Origin of the sequence: Saxibacter everestensis (assembly GCF_025787225.1) — a bacterium.
In the GTDB taxonomy this organism is placed as follows: domain Bacteria; phylum Actinomycetota; class Actinomycetes; order Actinomycetales; family Brevibacteriaceae; genus Saxibacter; species Saxibacter everestensis.
On record NZ_CP090958.1, the window covers coordinates 829165 to 845629 of the forward strand.

Below are 16465 nucleotides of genomic sequence, written 5' to 3' on the forward strand. Positions count from 1 at the left end.
TAAGCCAAAACCACATAACGGAGAGTAATTCCTCGATGAGCCAGCAACCATATGGTGCACCCGACGGTCAGCCAGCAGCGACGAATCAGCCGCCCCCAGGTCTCGACCTCTCGGCAGTGCGTACGCCACGACCGGCAACCGGAGGGCCTGCCGGAACCGCCGCTGCCCCCGGCCAACCTGTCGCCGGAACTGCCCCCGGCCAACCAGGCCAGGGCGCCGGAGGGCCGGTGGTGCCATCACTGGTCTTCGATACGACTGAGGCAACGTTCAACTCCGTCGTCGAACTGTCGGCGAGTGTTCCCGTGGTCGTCGATCTTTGGGCCGACTGGTGCCAGCCCTGCAAGCAGCTGTCCCCGATTCTGGACAAGCTGGTTGACGAATACGCAGGACGCATCGTTTTGGCCAAGGTTGACGTCGACGCCAACCCGCAAATCCAGCAGTTGTTCCAGGCGCAATCCATTCCGACGGTTGTGGCAATCGTCAAGGGCCAGCCGGTTCCGCTCTTCCAGGGAGCGCTGCCCGAGCCGCAGGTGCGTCAGTACTTCGAGGAGTTGCTGAAAGTCGCCGAGACCAACGGGGTCAGCGGAACAGCTGTCGTCGAAGGACAGGCAGCCGAGGAGCAGCCGCTGCCGCCGAAACATCAGGAAGCGTACGACGCCCTGGAAAGAGGCGATCTCGACGCTGCGGCCAGCGCGTTCTCGTCAGCGCTCGCAGAGGCGCCCGCCGATGCAGACGCCAAAGCCGGACTGGCCCAGGTCGGTCTGCTGCAGCGCACCCGCGGTCTGACTCTTGAGCAGGTCCGGCAGGAAGCCGCCCAGGATCCGACCAACGTCGATGCGGCCCTGCGGGTAGCCGACCTCGACGTGGCAGGCGGGCATGTCGAGGATGCCTTCATCCGGATCCTCGATCTGATCCGTCGTTCCGCTGGTGATGACCGGGAACAGCTGCGGTTGCGGATGCTGGACCTCTTCGAGGTCGTCGGCACCGCGGATCCTCGGGTCAATAAGGCCCGCAGCGCGTTGACCAGGGCGTTGTTCTAGGGTAGCGCCGTGATCAGACTTATTTCCTCGGTGATCCTGGCTATCCTGGCGATAGGCATCCTGTCAGTTGCGGGAGCCACGGCGGCGAAGGTCGGAACTGACGAGGTAATGCGCACTCCGGCCGTGCAGGTCTCGGAGCAAAGCCGCGCCGTCGTACTCAACGAGGCGATAGTGCCGTTCGCGCACAGCAATGCGTCTGTCACGGTTCAGTCCGACCAGGAAGTCTTCATCGGGACGGGCAACGGTGTCGATGTCGCCGATTACCTGAAGGACAGCAGCCATCAGGAAATCACCGAGGTCGACTTCAACGACAAGTTCGTGCTCCGGGACATCAGTGGAGCGGGGGACCCGTTAGCGGATCCCGCGAGTCTGGACTGGTGGACGTCGAGCAAGAAGGCGGCCGGTTCGTCCTCGGCAAGCTTTGATCTGGATGGCGAGCCTGAATGGATCGTCGTCACGTCTGCGGACCCTGAGCAGAAGCTGGACGCGACGATCAGTATGGGCATGCAGGTCAAGGGTGTCCTCGGTTGGTGTGTGCTTGGCGCAGGCGTGGCGGTACTCCTGCTCGGGCTTGCTGTCTTCCTGGCTCTTGGTTGGTGGATGAATCGCTTGCGCCCGCCGAAGAGGTCGCGGTCGTCACGATCAGGACCCTCGGCCTCCGCGGCCGTCAGCACTGCGGGTACCAGCGGCAGCGGAGGGGTCGAGACCCGCCGGCCGAACGTGCCGGAGCCGGCCGATGACGCCACGGACAGCGACGATGACGCGCCGCCGGCTTCTGGGGCCGATGTGCCCGCAGCCGGTACCGGCGACCCGACGACCCGGCGCGGCGCCCGGCGCGCGGCGCCATCCGACAAGCCGTCGCGGCCAAAGGTGACCAAGGTGCTTGGCAGCGCAACCAGGAAGAAGCCCGGCCAGAAGAAGAGCGGTCGCAGGGCAGCCACTTTTGCCGCACTGAGCGTGGGAACTGTCGTCCTTTCCGGCTGCGCGATGCCGGTGCAGCCGAGCAAGGTCGAGGTGACGCCGCCATCGAAGGTGGCGATGTCGAAGGGTGACGGCCCCGAGCTGATCGCCTCATACACCGAAAGCCTCAACAAGTCCTACCAGGACAACCTGGCCGGCATCGATGACCTGCAGGGCGAACCGCTGCTGACGCGTACGAAAGCCGACCAGATCATTCGGGAGAAGACCGGAGAAAAAGCGACTGTGTTCGGGTACTCCGACGTCACAGTCGCCGCGCCACGGCTCGATGAGTATCCGTTGTGGGCGATCGCCAGGGCAACGCCGAATGGCGCCGAGAAGACATCCCAGCTCCTGCTGGTCGTCAGGGAATCGTCGACCTCGGACTGGAAGGTTCTGCAGTCGGTCTTCGGCCCGAAGAACGACATCCCTGCCTTCATCGGAAAGCAGGACGGAAGTGTTGCTGTCGCCACCGACGCCGACGTGGAGGCGATCAACGGTGCGGTGAACGTTGCCTCGGACTTCCTCGAAACCGGAAAGAAGCCGGAACAGGGCACTTCGGTGGATGCCGCCGCGTTCGCCGATTACCGGGACTACGTGTCGAACTTCAAGAAGAAGGACAGCGGCTTCAGCTCGGTAGAGACCCGATGCGAACCGTTCGCCGACGCCGATCTGACCTCACACGCGATCGAGGCCAAGGACAATGCTCTAGCTCTCGCCGAGGTGCGTTGCACGCTGACTGTCAAGGTCGACGAATCGTTCAGCCTTGATCTCGGCACCGCGATCGAAGCGCTTCTCGGCGACAAGAACGAGGGGAGCACGGTTGAAGTGACGACCAGCCATCCGCTGGTCGTCTGGGTCAACGACAAGGGCGAGGCGACGCTCGGCACCGACGACTGGTCCCTGATCGGCGCTAGCACCAAGTGATCGTCCGCGGCCAGGCGAGGGACCAGCTAGGCGAGGGGCCGGGGAGCGCGCGGCTAGGCCGGGGAGTTCGCGGCGGTTCTGCTCACCTTGCGCAGCCACAGCAACCCGAATACCGGCAGCACCAGTGGCACGAATCCGTAGCCGATGCCGAAGAGCGACCACACCGTAGGATGCTGGAAGGCAGCCGGGTCGACGATGCTGAGCACACCGACCACCAGCACCCCGATCAACTCGATTGTGCACGCCGCCACCGCAACGTGGTGCGAAACCCGGGATGCACGAACCATGCTGACGGTTGCCACGATGTAGACCACCGCGGCAATAGCGGACAGCGAATAAGCCAGGGGAGCCTCGTCGAAGCTCCTGATCAGCTGGACGCTGGCCCTCGCCGTCGCCGAGAGCGCGAGAATGCCGTAGACGGCGATCAACAGCCGTCCCGGCCCGGACCTCAGCGCGCCGTATCCGTTGCCTACTGAGCCCATATCTGCACCATTCTCTCAACCATAATCGCCGTCGTCGCGCAGCCGATGGTCAGTACGCCGGCACCCCAGCGGCTGGTTTCGGCCAGCGCCCAGAATCCGGCGGCGGGAACGATGATTATCGCCGTCAGCAGGTAGCCGAAGAACAGTACGCCGTCGGCGTCCGCACCCTGGCTGAACAGCACAATTGCGACCACGAGCTGGATCAGCAACAGCAACTCGACAAGGGCGAGTCCGAAAAAGACAGGTAGGCCGGTGGGCTTGTTGGCAAACGTCAGCACCAACGCCCAGAGGGCCATGAGCACAGAGGCGCCGAGCAGCAGCCAGGTCAGGAGATCGATCACGTGACCCAACTCTATCGTGGGCGTTGATATCACTTCTGTCACAAATATTCGCCGGTTCAGTCGCATTGCCGGTTGGGCGCTCCCGGTCGGATAGGTTTTGGTGCTATGACCCGTGAGACTCAGAACACAAGTGCGGCGCTCGTCAGCCTGAAATCTGTAAATAAGCACTTTGGCCAGCTGCATGTTCTGCGTGACATCAATCTCGAGGTGGCGCACGGTGAGGTCGTGGTGGTTATCGGTCCTTCGGGATCGGGAAAATCCACGCTGTGCCGCGCTATCAACCGGCTGGAGACGATCGACGACGGCGAGATTTCGATCGACGGCGCCCGACTGCCGGAAGAAGGCGCGCAGCTGGCCAAGCTGCGTTCGGACGTCGGCATGGTTTTCCAGTCCTTCAACCTGTTCGCGCACAAAACGATCCTGGAGAACGTCACGCTCGGCCCGATCAAGGTACGAAAGGTCAAGCCGGAGCAGGCGCGCAAGGACGCAATGGACCTGCTCGAACATGTCGGTGTGGCCAACCAGGCAGATAAGTTTCCGGCCCAGCTTTCCGGCGGGCAGCAGCAACGTGTCGCGATCGCCCGCGCATTGGCGATGAAGCCGAAGGTGATGCTTTTCGACGAGCCGACGTCCGCGCTCGATCCGGAGATGATCAACGAGGTACTCGACACCATGGTCGGCCTGGCAAAAGAGGGTATGACCATGATCGTCGTGACCCATGAGATGGGCTTCGCCCGCAAGGCAGCGAACCGGGTCGTGTTCATGGCCGAGGGCCAGATCGTCGAAACCGCCGACCCGGAGACCTTCTTCACCAGCCCCAGCAGCGACCGGGCAAAAGACTTCCTTTCGAAGATTCTTACCCACTAACCACCGTGGGCTGACGAGTATCGGCAGTCCCACGGACAAACCCACAAGGAGAGATATGAAGAAGCTGAGAAATCTCGCGATCTTCGCCGTCATCGGGGCATTCGCCCTGACCGGCTGCGGACAGAGCGGCACACCAGAGGCCGAAAGCGGCGCGGAAGAGCCAACGGCTGCCGCTCCGGAGTACTCGGTGGCGTCTGATGTCGACCTCAAGGACAGCCCGACCTGGGAGAAAGCCGACAGCGCCGGAAAGATCCGGATCGGCGTCAAGTACGATCAGCCCGGCCTCGGCAACAAGAAGGCCGGCAGCGACGCTCCCGAGGGATTCGACGTCGAGATCGCCAAGATGATTGCGGCATCACTTGGCTTCAGCGCCGACCAGATCGAATGGAGCGAGGCCCAGTCGGCCAACCGCGAGCTGTTCCTGAAGAACGGGCAGGTTGACTTGATCGTCGCAACGTACACGATCAACGACGAGCGCAAGCAGCAGGTCGACTTCGCCGGCCCGTACTACATCGCGGGCCAGGACCTTCTCGTGAAGGCCGATTCGGATATCGCCGGCCCGGAGGACCTGGCAGGCAAGAAGGTCTGCTCGGTCGATGGCTCCACCCCGGCCAAGCGGATCGCCGACGAGTACCCGGATGCCGAACTCGAGCAGCTCGGCGGATACTCCGAGTGCGTCACCAAGCTGGAGAGCGGCGAGACCGACGCGGTCACCACGGATGACGCCATCCTTCGCGGCTACGCCAAGCAGTACGGAGACCAGTTCAAGGTGGTCGGAAAGCCGTTCAGCGAAGAGCCTTACGGCGTTGGACTGCCCAAGGGTGACGACGCGCTCCGCAACGCGGTGAACGATGCGCTGGAAGCCGGCGCCAAGGACGGCACCTGGAAGAAGGCCTTCGAATACACCCTGGGAAGCTCCGATGGAGTCACCGCACCCGAGGTCGATCGCTACTAGGTCGATCGGCATCAATTTGCTCGAACCTACCGTCAGGTGCGGCGCCTATCCGGCGCCGCACCTGAACGCTGCTGCGAGGAAGGACCGCACGCGTGGAAACCTCTGACCTGGTGGCCCTATTCGCCAGTGGCTTCTGGGGCACGATCAAACTGGCGTTTCTGACGCTGATCGGCTCCCTGATATTCGGCACGGTTCTTGCGGCAATGCGTGTTTCGCCGACACCGATTCTGCGTGGTGCCGCCACGGCATACATCAACCTGGTGCGGAACACGCCACTGACGCTCGTGATGTTCTTCTGCGCCTTCGGCTTGCCGTACCTTGACATCCGCTTCGGCGAGTCGACGTCAACCCGGGCGTTCTACTACGCAGTCCTGGCGTTGACCGCGTACACCTCGTGTTTCATCGCCGAGGCAATCCGGTCCGGCATCGCCACCATTGCCGTCGGGCAGGCCGAAGCTTCCCGCGCGATCGGCCTGACATTCGGTCAGTCGCTGCGGTTCATCATCCTTCCGCAGGCCATCCGGACAGTGATTCCGCCGTTGGGCAACCAGATAATTGCCATGGTGAAGAACACCTCGATTGCCTCAGGGTTCAATAACCAGGAGCTCATCTCGGCGATGAAGAACACGATCGAGTTCCGCGCCGACATCGTTATCCCGGTACTCTGTGCGACGGCGGCGGCCTACCTCATACTCAGCCTCGGCCTCGGCCAGGTGTTCCGTGTGCTTGAACGGAAGGCGGCGATTGTGCGATGAGCGCCCAGCAGGTACTTTTCGACGCACCGGGCCCGAAGGCCCGCCGAAACAATGTGATCATCTCCATCCTGGCCGTGCTGGCGCTGCTTGCGGTCATTGCCTGGATACTCTGGCGCTTCTACGACGCAGGGCAGCTCGACCCGGCCAAATGGACCCCATTCACCTACACCCAGATCCAGCTGGTCATCCTCGGCGGGATATGGGCGACGCTCAAAGCCGCAATCGTCGCCACGGTGTTCGCCCTCGCTCTCGGAGTCGTCTTCTCGGTGGCGCGGTTGTCGGAACGCAGATGGGTCAGCGTCCCGGCCCTGATCCTGCTGGAGTTCTTCCGCGGGCTGCCGGTGCTGTTGCTCATTTTCGCCGCGTTCTTCCTCGGCAGGGGATCGGTCAGCCCGTTCACCGCAGTGGTTATCGGACTTTCGCTCTACAACGGCATGGTGCTGGCCGAAATCATCCGGGCCGGCATCCTCGCCGTTCCGAGGGGCCAGTGGGAAGCGGCGTCGGCGATCGGGCTGCGCAAGTCGGCAACGATGCGCCTGGTGCTCATTCCGCAGGCCGTGCGCTCGATGTTGCCGACGATCATTGCCCAGATCGTCGTTCTGCTCAAAGACTCCGCCCTCGGATATCTGGTCACCTACCGGGACCTGCTTGCCGAGGTCCGCAACATCGGCCGGGACTATCAGAACCTGCTGCCGACGTTCATCGTCGGCGCGGCGGTCTACATCGTGATCAACCTGCTGGTCGCCGCCCTGGCCCGCTGGATCGAGAAGCGCGGCAGCAGTAAGACGGCCGGCAAGGTGGGCGTAGGCTCAACCGCGGATTAAGGGCTCCGTCACCCACCTGATTAGGAGCGGGTCAGGCATACCTGAGTATGCTTCAGGAGGCAGAGCAGTTCGAGTAACCACGGCTAACTTTGCCGGTAAGTTACTCGCCAGTAGCATGGATAGTCACGATGCTTGCGCTAACGAAGGTGCCAAGCGAATAGGGAGGTAGTACCTCAGTTATGAAGATCGTTGTCTTCGTAAAGTACGTGCCCGACGCCCAGTCCGACCGGACGTTCGTCGATGCCGACAAGACCACTGACCGCAGCGTTGACGGCCTGCTCTCCGAGCTGGACGAGTACCCGCTGGAAGCGGCGCTGAAAATCGTAGAAGCCTCCGATGGCGAAGTCATCGCACTGACCGTCGGCCCGGATGACGCCGTGGATGCCGTGCGCAAGGCGCTGCAGATCGGCGCGAACTCCGGCGTGCACATTCTCGACGATGCGCTGCACGGTTCAGACGCCTCGGCGACCTCACTCGTTCTGGCCAAGGCCATCGAGAAACTAGGCGAGGAATCACCGGTCGACCTCGTGCTGACCGGTATTGCGTCCACAGACGGATCGACGTCGCTGGTTCCGGCGCAGCTGGCGGAACGCCTCGGCTGGCCGCAGGTCACCTTCGCTTCGACGCTTGACGCGACGGACTCTGGCGTGACGATCCGCCGCGACGGTGACGTCTCCTCCGAGACTGTCGAGGCTTCGCTGCCGGCCGTCGTCAGTGTCACCGATCAGATCAACGAACCGCGATACCCCTCGTTCAAGGGCATCATGGCGGCGAAGAAGAAGCCGCTCGACGAGTGGACGATCGACGACCTGGGGTTGAACGCCGATCAGGTCGGATTCGCGGGATCGTGGACCGAGGTAACCGACATCGCCGCCCGCCCGCCGCGCCAGGCCGGCGAGATCATCACGGATGAAGGCGACGGCGGAACGAAACTTGTCGACTTCCTGGCCGCTCAGAAACTTGTGTAAGGAGAACACCAATGGCAGATGTACTAGTTCTGGTAGATCACACAGACGGCAAGGTTCGTAAGAGCACGCTTGAGCTGCTGACCATCGCACGAGGACTCGGAACCCCGGCGGCTGTATTCGTCGGAGACGGACTGGACGCCGCGCAGGCCACGCTTGCGGAATACGGCGCGGAGAAGATCTACGCGGCCAGCGGCCCCGAGTACTCCGAATTCCTGGTTGCGCCGCACGCCGAATTGCTGGCGCACCTGGTCGGAACGACCGCGCCGGCCGGCGTCCTGCTGCCGTCGTCGTTCGATGGCAAGGAAATCGCTGCGCGGCTGGCGATCAAGACGGAATCCGGCGTAATCACGGATGCCGTTGCCGTTGGCGCTGGTTTTGAGACGACACAGTCGGTATTCGCCGGCTCGTACACGGTCGGTGCTCGCGTCACCAAGGGAACCCCCATCGTCACGGTCAAGCCAAATTCGATATCCCCGGAGGCCGCGCCGGCCACCGGCACGGTCGAGAACGTCGACTTCCAGGTGTCGGATGCCGCCAAGGGCGCCAGGGTGGCCAAGCGTGAAGAGAAGGCCGCCTCGGGCCGCCCGGAACTCACCGAGGCTTCGATCGTTGTCTCGGGCGGCCGGGGAACCAATGGGGACTTCGCTCCGGTCGAGGCTTTTGCCGATGCAGTCGGTGCGGCGGTTGGCGCCTCACGTGCTGCCGTCGACGCCGGCTGGTACCCGCACTCATCGCAGGTCGGCCAGACCGGGAAGACGGTTTCGCCGCAGCTCTACGTGGCCGCTGGCATTTCCGGCGCCATCCAGCACCGGGCCGGAATGCAGACGTCGAAAACGATCGTTGCGATCAACAAGGACGACGAAGCTCCGATCTTCGAGCTCGTGGACTACGGCGTCGTCGGCGATCTGTTCACAGTGCTGCCACAGGCCACCGAGGCTGCGGCGGCCCGCAAGGGATAACCGGCAGAACCAGCAGAACGAGGGCCCCTGGGGTAATCCCGGGGGCCCTAGCTCTGTCCTGGCGGCTGTGCTCTGATGCTGGCGGCTGTGGGTCGAAGTCTGGTCGCGCGCATCAGCGGCTGAGCTTGGGCAGCACTTCCTTGCCGAAAACGTCGATCCATTCCTTCTGGTTGCGGCCGACATTGTGCAGGTAGATCCGGTCGAAGCCCAGGTTGACGAACTTCTGGATGTACGCGCGGTGGTCGTCCGGATCTGCGGAGATCACCATCCGCCCGTCGAAGTCCTCAAGCCGGACCAACTTCGCCATCTCAGCGAAATCGTGCGGTGAGCGGATATCCGCCTTGGGGAACCTCATGCCGCCGTTAGGCCATTCCACCAGCGCGTTTTGCTGAGCTTCCTCATCTGTCGCGGCCCAGGACATATGCAGCTGAAGCACCTTCGGCATGGTGTCCGGGTCCTTCCCGACTGAACGGGCACCCTCGGCGAACTTGCCGAACAGCATGTCGATCTTTTCCAGTGGAGCGCCGACGGTGATGATCCCATCGGCGAACTTGCCGGTGCGCTTTGCGTTGAAAGGCCCGGCGGTTGCCACCAGAATCTCCGGCGGTACCTCCGGCATTGTCCACAACCGGACGGTCTCCATCTGGAAGTATTCGCCCTTATGCTTGACGTCCTTGCCGGTGAAGAGCTTCTTGATCAGCTCGATCGCCTCGAACATGCGATGACTGCGCTCTGCGGCTTCGGGCCAATAGCCGGAGATCAGGTGCTCATTCAGTGCCTCACCTGCGCCGATGCCGAGCCAGTGCCGCCCGGGATACATCGCGGCCAGCGTCGCCGACGCCTGAGCGACGAGCGCCGGATGCCACCTGAAATGCGGGGCGATGACCCCGGGGCCGATATCACCGGTGGTTCGCTCGCCTAGGGCCGTGAGCACGTTCCAGACGAAGGCGGACTGGCCCTGTTGCGGCACCCAGGGCTGGAAATGATCGGCGGCCATAACACCGGAGAAGCCGTTCTGCTCGGCGTACTCGCTGTATTCAACCACCTCGGTCGGGTGGAACTGTTCCAGCATTGCGGCATAGCCAATAGTCAGACTCATGCCCCAAGGCTATATCGACGCCGCAGAGCATTCGGCTAGCGCGCGACCGCGCCGGCTAGCTGCGGCGGATCCGCGCCCACGGCTTCTTAGCGCGCGAACGCGGTCGCAATCCGATGCCTGGTCCACCAGAGACCCGCCAGTGCGAGCAGTGCCCCGAAGGCGAGGTATGCCGAGATGCTCGTGGTGGAGCTGTCGAATGTCTGCAGCAGCCAGGTGGCGATTGCCGGTGAGAAGCCGCCGCCGAGCACGGCGCCGACCTGATAGCTCAGCGAAACGCCGGTGTAGCGGACCTGCCCATCGAACAGCGCCGCGTAGTACGCCGCCATCGGTCCGAAGATTACGCCGCCGCCGGCATAGCCGAGCACAATCGCCCAAGTGACAAACGCGGGGTCGGCTGTCTGGAACAGCCAGAAGTACGGGAAGGCGAAGAGCACCAGGAAGATGCCGCCGGCGACCATGACCCGGGTGAGGCCGATCCGGTCGGCCAGCCGTGAAGCCAGCAGCACTGTGACCAGCATGCTCACCGACCCCAGCAGGCCGGCATTCAGCAGCGTCGACCGTTGCATTCCAAGCGTTTCGGTGCCATAGGAAATGCTGAACGTGTTGATGATGAAGATGAACATGTTGAAGCCCATATTGACCAGGATTCCCGCCACGATGAGCCCTGGTGACGTGCGCAGGACCTGGCCGAGCGGAAGTTTCACGGTTCGATTCGTCCCGCGCAGTTCCTCGAATTCCGGGCTTTCTGTCAGGCCAAGTCGCACGTAGATGCCGACCAGGACCAGGATTGCCGAGAGCAGGAACGGCACCCGCCAGCCCCAGGTCAGGAACTGGTCGCCGGAAACTGCGGACATGATGGTGAAGATACCGATACCGAGGAAACTGCCGACCGGTGAACCGGATGTCGCCCAGCTGCCGTACCAAGCCTTCGTGCCGGGGCGGGCGTGTTCGGTAACCATCAGGAACGCCCCGCCCTGCTCGCCGCCCATGAAGAATCCCTGCAGAACACGCAAGACCACCAGCGCGACCGGCGCCAGCACGCCGATCTGATCGTACGTGGGCAGCAGACCGATCAGCGTCGTGCAGGCGCCGGTCGCCGTCAGGGTGAGCACGAGCATCTGGCGGCGGCCGAGCCGGTCGCCGAAGTGACCGATGACTAGGCCGCCCAGTGGCCGGGCGACGAATCCAACACCGAAGGTGGCGAAGGCCAGCAGCGTGCCCACTATCGGATCGCTCAGCGGAAAGAACAGCTTGTTGAAGACCAGGGCTGCGGCGAGCCCGTAGATCAGGAAGTCGTACAGCTCGATCGCGGTGCCGAATCCGCTGGCGGCCGCAACCTTGCGGATGGCGGATTGTTCCCGAGCGCTCGCCGGGGCCGTTGGGGAGGTAGGGGAGGGAGAAGTCATAGTGGGCGTGATCATATGCGAAACCGCCAGCCTGCCGCTGGGTGGACGAGAATGTGAAACGGATCAACAAATGGGCGCCCCCAGCGGTTAGGTCCTACACTGAATAAGTGCGTGCATATTTCGATCACGCCGCGACAACCCCCATGCAGCCGGATGTGCTCGCGGCATACACCGCCGAGCTGGCAAGGCTCGGGAATCCGTCATCCCTCCACGCTTCAGGGCAGGGCGCCCGACGCCGCCTCGAGGAGGCCCGCGAGGAGATTGCCGACGCGGTGGGTGCCAAGACGCCCTCAGAGGTGATCCTGACGTCCGGCGGAACCGAGGCCGACAATCTTGCGGTCAAGGGACTGTTCTGGTCGCGCCGGTCGGCCGATCCCAAACGGACCAGAGTACTGGTCAGTTCGATAGAGCATCACGCCGTCATGGAGCCGGCAGAATGGCTCGAATCGCATGAGGGCGCCCAGGTGACGTGGCTGCCGGTTGATGGGCAGGGGCGAGTCGACCTTGGCGTGCTGCGTGCCGAACTGGCCGAACACGCAAGCGAGATCGCGCTGGTTTCGATCATGTTGGCCAATAACGAGATCGGCACGATCCAGCCGATGGCCGAAATTGTCGCCGCGGCGCACGCGAACGGCATCCCGGTGCACACCGACGCAGTGCAGGCACTTGGCCAGCTTCCGCTGAATTTCGCCGAGCTGGGCGTGGACGCGATGAGCCTTTCCGCGCACAAGATCGGTGGCCCGGTCGGCATCGGCGCGCTGATCCTGGCGCGTCACCTAGCGCCGACGCCGGTGCAACACGGCGGAGGCCAGGAACGCGGGGTGCGCTCCGGCACGCTCGACGTGGCCGGCGCCGTCGCATTTGCGGCAGCCGCCCGGATTGCCGTGCAGGACCGCGAGACCGAGTCGGCCAGGCTCGGTGCGCTGCGTGACCGGCTGGTGGCCGGCATCACCGAAGCCGTGCCCGAGGCGCAGCTCACCGGAGCCAACAGTGCCGACGGAGCTAACAGCGCCGAACGGCTGCCGAACAACGCTCACTTCGTCTTCCCGGGCTGCGAGGGCGACTCACTGCTGTTTCTGCTCGATGCGCGGGGGATCGAAAGCTCGACCGGCTCGGCCTGCCAGGCTGGCGTTGCCCGGCCCTCGCACGTCCTGCTGGCGCTGGGGAAGACCGAGGACGAGGCGAGGTCGGTTCAGCGTTTTTCGCTTGGCCACTCGACCACCGATGCAGAGGTTGACCGGCTGCTCGAGGTTTTCCCGGATGCCTGGCGGCGGGCGAAAAGCGCAGGCATGGTGTCCCAGACTCCAGCCTGGAAAGCGGCGGGATGACAGGCCAGACGGCAATGGCCGCGCCGACCAGCCCGGCACAACTGACATTTACTAAAATCACCGGCACGAATGACGACAGGAGGCGGTAATGCGAGTACTTGCGGCAATGAGCGGGGGAGTTGACTCCGCGGTCGCGGCCGCCCGAGCGGTCGACGCCGGACACGAGGTGGTCGGTGTGCACCTGGCGCTGTCCAGGATGCCCGGAACGCTCCGCACCGGATCCCGTGGCTGCTGCACTATCGAAGACTCACGCGATGCGCATCGGGCCGCGGACATCCTGGGCATTCCGTACTACGTGTGGGACTTCTCCGAGCGGTTCAAAGAAGACATCGTGGACGACTTCATCGCCGAGTATTCGGCCGGTCGCACCCCGAACCCCTGCATGCGATGCAATGAACGGATCAAGTTCGCCGCCCTGCTCGATAAGGCGCTCGCGCTCGGATTCGACGCCGTGGCGACAGGTCATTACGCCGAGGTGAAATACGACGCCGAGGGTAACCCTGAGCTGCACCGTGGCGCGGACTGGAACAAAGACCAGTCGTACGTGCTCGGCGTGCTGACGACCGAACAGCTTCGGCACTCCTACTTTCCGATCGGTGCATCGGCATCGAAGGCCGATGTGCGGGCAGAGGCGGCCGAACGAGGCCTCGCGGTAGCGAACAAGCCGGACAGCTACGACATCTGTTTCATTCCGGACGGAAATACCAAGGCCTGGCTGGCGGACAAGATCCCGATGCGACCCGGTGCCGTCGTAGATGAATCGGGCGAGCAGGTGGGCGAGCATGACGGCGCCACCGCCTACACAGTCGGACAGCGACGCGGACTGCAACTCGGCCGTCCGGCCGCAGATGGCAAGCCGCGCTACGTGCTTGAGGTGCGCCCGGACGACAACACCGTCGTCGTGGGGCCGGAACGGCTGCTCGCCGTCGACGAGATGAAGGGTATCCGCACCAGCTGGTGCGGAACCGTTCCGCGCGATATCGGTCAGGGCGAAGCGAGCGCTATTGAATGCCTGGTGCAGGTGCGCGCTCACGGCGATCCGGTGCCGGCCCGCGCCTGGCTCGATGGCGAACCCGAAACAGCCCGCACCGGGCAGCCTTCCGCTCAGGAACCCAGCCCGGCTACGGCCGGGGAAGCGGACCCTGACGATGAAGCGATGCCGAGGGAGCGGAGCGCCGGCCAGCGAATCGTTGTGCGCCTGGACGAGCCGATGCGCGGTGTCGCACCGGGGCAGACTCTGGTGTTGTACCAGGGCACGCGCGTCCTCGGCCAGGCAACGATCGACGCGGCCCATTCGCTGGAGCGGCTCGGGGCGTAGCCGTTTCGGCGGGATCGCGTGTCCGCTGGACCGCGTGTCCGTGGTGCCTGACCGCGTGTCGGTGCATCGCGTGTCGGCTGTGAGCGAAGTCGGTGCAGTTTCGGTTCGCGGCATCCGTAAGCTGGAGCAATGAGCGTCAAAGCAGCCTACGGATCGTGGAAGTCACCGATTAGTGCCGCCGATCTTGCCGGCAGCGGACACCCGGTCGGCGGAGGGGTATTTGCCGGCGACGAGGTCTGGTGGGCAGAGCAGCGACCCAGCGAAGCGGGCCGTACCGCCATCCGGCGTTTCGCTCGGCCAGGGGACGTCGGTGAGGCGCGGCCAGGGGAGTCCCAGGACGCGGGTGAGGCTGGTGAGACCGTAGCCGTCGACGTACTCCCGGCGCCATGGAATGCCCGCAGCCGGGTGCATGAATACGGCGGCGGTGCCTGGGCTGTCGTCCAGGATGCCCGGCCGACACTCGTATTCGCCGAGTTCAGTGACCAGCGCCTGTACCGGCTCGATCCGGGAGCGGCGGAACCGGTCGCGCTGACACCCGCCGGTCATGGCTTCCGGTTCGCCGAACTCGCCGTGCATGGCCAGCTGATCTGGTGCGTGCGCGAGACCCATTCCGATGGAGAACTGGTTCGCGATATCTGCACGGTGCCGTTGGACGGAGCCGCCGCCGACGACCCGACATCGATACTGTCTGTTGTCTCCGGTTCGCGCTTCCTGGCTTTTCCTCGTCTGTCGCCGGACGGTTCGAAACTGGCTTGGATCGCCTGGGATCACCCCCAGATGCCGTGGGACGGCACCGAGTTGCGCGTTGGCGCGATCGGGCCGGACGGTTCGGTTGCCGAACCGCAGGCGCTGATCGGTTCGGCAACCGAGTCGGTGCTGCAGCCGGAGTGGATCGACGACGATTCCCTGTACGTGATCAGCGACCGCAACGGCTGGTGGAATCTATATGAGCTCGAACTTCGCCCGGAGTCCTTCGATTACGAGCATTCGCTTCGACCGCGTTACGAACTCCCGGCCGAAATCGGCGGTCCGCTGTGGACGCTCGGCAGCCGGTGGTACTCAGTGCTCGCCGATGGGCGGGTGCTGCTGACGAAGACCCTTGGCACCAGTCAGCTGGTGCTGCTCGACCCGGAAACCGGGACGGCCAGCGACCTCGCGGCCGAACTGACCAGCGTTGCCCTCGCCGATGTGAGTCCCGATGGGAGTTCAGCGCTTGTGCTCGGTGGAAGCGCCAGACTTGCGACTGGTCTGTACCAGCTGAACCTGGCCAGCGGGGTCGCAACGCTGTGCCGGGCCGGCGTGGATGACCTGCCTGATCCCGGGTATCTGCCGGTCGCCAGGCCGATGACGTTCCACGGCGGCCCGGAGCGGGGTGATCGTGAAGTGCACGCCTTCGTGTATCCGCCGCGCAATCCGGGCTACCAGGGGCTCGACGACGAGCTGCCGCCGTATATTGCCTTTGTGCACGGCGGCCCGACCGGTCACGTCTCCGAACTGCTCAGCATGACGTATGCCTTCTTCACCTCGCGTGGAATCGGCGTCATCGACATCAATTACGGCGGCTCGACCGGCTACGGCCGGGAATATCGGGAGCGGCTGAGGGGACAGTGGGGCATCGTCGACGTGGAAGACACGGTCACTGCGGTGCTTGGCCTAGCGGAGGCCGGGCTTGCCGACCCGCGCCGCCTCGCGATTGAGGGCGGCTCAGCCGGCGGTTGGACCGTGCTGGCCGCGCTGACGACCTCGGACGCGTTCGCCTGTGGCGCCTCGTACTTCGGCGTCGCGGAGCTGGAAAAGTTCCGACTCGAAACCCATGACTTTGAATCTCGTTACCTCGACGGGCTGATCGGACCGTGGCCGGAAGCCGAGGAACTGTACGTTTCTCGTGCACCGCTGAACAACGTCGAGAACCTGAGCTGCCCGGTGTTGCTACTGCAGGGACTGGACGACCCGATTGTGCCGCCATCGCAGGCCGAAAGATTCAAGGAAGCGCTGGAGGCGAAGCACATTCCACACGCTTACCTTGCCTACCCGGGAGAATCACACGGCTTCCGGAAGGCCGAGAACATCATCAGCTCGCGTGAAGCCGAACTGTCGTTCTACGGTCAGGTGATGGGCTTTGTGCCGGCCGACATCCCGGTTCTGGAGTTGTCCCGATGAACGGATTGCGGAACGCTGTTGGCGCTGGGGCGGGCTCTGCTGGCGCTGACGCGGGCTCTGAGACGAGTCTTGCCGCGGC

The 16465-nt window shown here is 64.0% G+C and carries 15 protein-coding genes; 11 read left to right on the plus strand and 4 right to left on the minus strand.

Features of this window, described 5'->3' with window-relative positions:
• Window positions 1–35: 35 nt before the first annotated feature.
• Both LWF01_RS04100 and LWF01_RS04105 read left to right on the plus strand, forming a co-directional pair.
• Window positions 36–1040: a tetratricopeptide repeat protein gene (locus LWF01_RS04100; protein ID WP_349639769.1), complete on the plus strand. Its 1005-nt coding sequence runs from the start codon at window positions 36–38 to the stop codon at window positions 1038–1040.
• 9 nt (window positions 1041–1049) lie between these two features.
• Entirely contained in the window at window positions 1050–2924 is a 1875-nt protein-coding gene (locus LWF01_RS04105; RefSeq protein ID WP_349639770.1) for a DUF8094 domain-containing protein, read from the plus strand.
• Window positions 2925–2977: 53 nt separating this feature from the next.
• On the opposite strand, the gene LWF01_RS04110 is transcribed toward LWF01_RS04105, so the two are convergent.
• The gene (locus LWF01_RS04110; protein WP_349639771.1) at window positions 2978–3406 is read right to left on the minus strand and encodes a hypothetical protein; all 429 of its coding nucleotides are present in this window, start codon (window positions 3404–3406) and stop codon (window positions 2978–2980) included.
• On the minus strand, window positions 3394–3747 hold the full coding sequence (locus LWF01_RS04115; protein WP_349639772.1) for a hypothetical protein: 354 nt from the start codon (window positions 3745–3747) through the stop codon (window positions 3394–3396). The genes LWF01_RS04110 and LWF01_RS04115 overlap by 13 nt, the downstream gene beginning before the upstream one ends.
• Before the next feature lie 105 nt (window positions 3748–3852).
• Here LWF01_RS04115 and LWF01_RS04120 point away from each other — a divergent pair, with 105 nt between their 5' ends.
• From LWF01_RS04120 to LWF01_RS04145, 6 genes are all read left to right on the plus strand, one after another.
• On the plus strand, window positions 3853–4614 hold the full coding sequence (locus LWF01_RS04120; RefSeq protein ID WP_349639773.1) for an amino acid ABC transporter ATP-binding protein: 762 nt from the start codon (window positions 3853–3855) through the stop codon (window positions 4612–4614).
• Between the two features lie 55 nt (window positions 4615–4669).
• Window positions 4670–5569, plus strand: a complete 900-nt coding sequence (locus LWF01_RS04125) for a glutamate ABC transporter substrate-binding protein (RefSeq protein ID WP_349639774.1) — start codon at window positions 4670–4672, stop codon at window positions 5567–5569.
• Between the two features lie 92 nt (window positions 5570–5661).
• Entirely contained in the window at window positions 5662–6324 is a 663-nt protein-coding gene (locus LWF01_RS04130; protein ID WP_349639775.1) for an amino acid ABC transporter permease, read from the plus strand.
• Window positions 6321–7148: an amino acid ABC transporter permease gene (locus LWF01_RS04135; protein WP_349639776.1), complete on the plus strand. Its 828-nt coding sequence runs from the start codon at window positions 6321–6323 to the stop codon at window positions 7146–7148. The genes LWF01_RS04130 and LWF01_RS04135 overlap by 4 nt, the downstream gene beginning before the upstream one ends.
• Window positions 7149–7327: 179 nt before the next feature.
• Window positions 7328–8116, plus strand: coding sequence for an electron transfer flavoprotein subunit beta/FixA family protein (locus LWF01_RS04140; RefSeq protein ID WP_349639777.1), 789 nt, complete (start codon window positions 7328–7330; stop codon window positions 8114–8116).
• Between the two features lie 11 nt (window positions 8117–8127).
• A complete protein-coding gene (locus tag LWF01_RS04145) occupies window positions 8128–9075 on the plus strand; it encodes an electron transfer flavoprotein subunit alpha/FixB family protein (RefSeq protein ID WP_349639778.1) in 948 nt (315 codons plus the stop codon).
• A 112-nt stretch (window positions 9076–9187) separates the two neighbouring features.
• Here LWF01_RS04145 and LWF01_RS04150 read toward each other — a convergent pair whose 3' ends face one another.
• Complete coding sequence (locus tag LWF01_RS04150; protein ID WP_349639779.1) at window positions 9188–10174, minus strand: TIGR03557 family F420-dependent LLM class oxidoreductase; 987 nt, start codon at window positions 10172–10174, stop codon at window positions 9188–9190.
• 86 nt (window positions 10175–10260) lie between these two features.
• Window positions 10261–11580 (minus strand): MFS transporter, encoded by a 1320-nt coding sequence (locus tag LWF01_RS04155; RefSeq protein WP_349639780.1) that lies wholly within the window; start codon window positions 11578–11580, stop codon window positions 10261–10263.
• Between the two features lie 107 nt (window positions 11581–11687).
• Between LWF01_RS04155 and LWF01_RS04160 the strand changes: the two genes are divergently transcribed.
• The 3 genes from LWF01_RS04160 to LWF01_RS04170 all read left to right on the plus strand — a co-directional run bounded on the left by LWF01_RS04160 (window position 11688) and on the right by LWF01_RS04170 (window position 16386).
• Window positions 11688–12908, plus strand: a complete 1221-nt coding sequence (locus LWF01_RS04160) for a cysteine desulfurase family protein (protein WP_349639781.1) — start codon at window positions 11688–11690, stop codon at window positions 12906–12908.
• Window positions 12909–12996: 88 nt separating this feature from the next.
• Window positions 12997–14226: a tRNA 2-thiouridine(34) synthase MnmA gene (gene mnmA, locus LWF01_RS04165; protein WP_349639782.1), complete on the plus strand. Its 1230-nt coding sequence runs from the start codon at window positions 12997–12999 to the stop codon at window positions 14224–14226.
• Window positions 14227–14355: 129 nt separating this feature from the next.
• Window positions 14356–16386, plus strand: a complete 2031-nt coding sequence (locus tag LWF01_RS04170) for a dipeptidyl-peptidase 5 (RefSeq protein ID WP_349639783.1) — start codon at window positions 14356–14358, stop codon at window positions 16384–16386.
• Window positions 16387–16465: the final 79 nt, after the last annotated feature.

Excerpts from the sequence above, each read along its gene's own strand:
- LWF01_RS04110 (WP_349639771.1), bottom strand. The coding sequence starts at position 3,406 with ATGGGCTCAGTAGGCAACGGATACGGCGCGCTGAGGTCCGGGCCGGGA.
- LWF01_RS04120 (WP_349639773.1), top strand. The coding sequence starts at position 3,853 with ATGACCCGTGAGACTCAGAACACAAGTGCGGCGCTCGTCAGCCTGAAA.
- LWF01_RS04125 (WP_349639774.1), top strand. The coding sequence starts at position 4,670 with ATGAAGAAGCTGAGAAATCTCGCGATCTTCGCCGTCATCGGGGCATTC.
- LWF01_RS04170 (WP_349639783.1), top strand. The coding sequence starts at position 14,356 with ATGAGCGTCAAAGCAGCCTACGGATCGTGGAAGTCACCGATTAGTGCC.
- LWF01_RS04140 (WP_349639777.1), top strand. The coding sequence starts at position 7,328 with ATGAAGATCGTTGTCTTCGTAAAGTACGTGCCCGACGCCCAGTCCGAC.
- LWF01_RS04100 (WP_349639769.1), top strand. The coding sequence starts at position 36 with ATGAGCCAGCAACCATATGGTGCACCCGACGGTCAGCCAGCAGCGACG.
- LWF01_RS04150 (WP_349639779.1), bottom strand. The coding sequence starts at position 10,174 with ATGAGTCTGACTATTGGCTATGCCGCAATGCTGGAACAGTTCCACCCG.
- LWF01_RS04155 (WP_349639780.1), bottom strand. The coding sequence starts at position 11,580 with ATGACTTCTCCCTCCCCTACCTCCCCAACGGCCCCGGCGAGCGCTCGG.
- LWF01_RS04145 (WP_349639778.1), top strand. The coding sequence starts at position 8,128 with ATGGCAGATGTACTAGTTCTGGTAGATCACACAGACGGCAAGGTTCGT.
- mnmA (WP_349639782.1), top strand. The coding sequence starts at position 12,997 with ATGCGAGTACTTGCGGCAATGAGCGGGGGAGTTGACTCCGCGGTCGCG.
- LWF01_RS04135 (WP_349639776.1), top strand. The coding sequence starts at position 6,321 with ATGAGCGCCCAGCAGGTACTTTTCGACGCACCGGGCCCGAAGGCCCGC.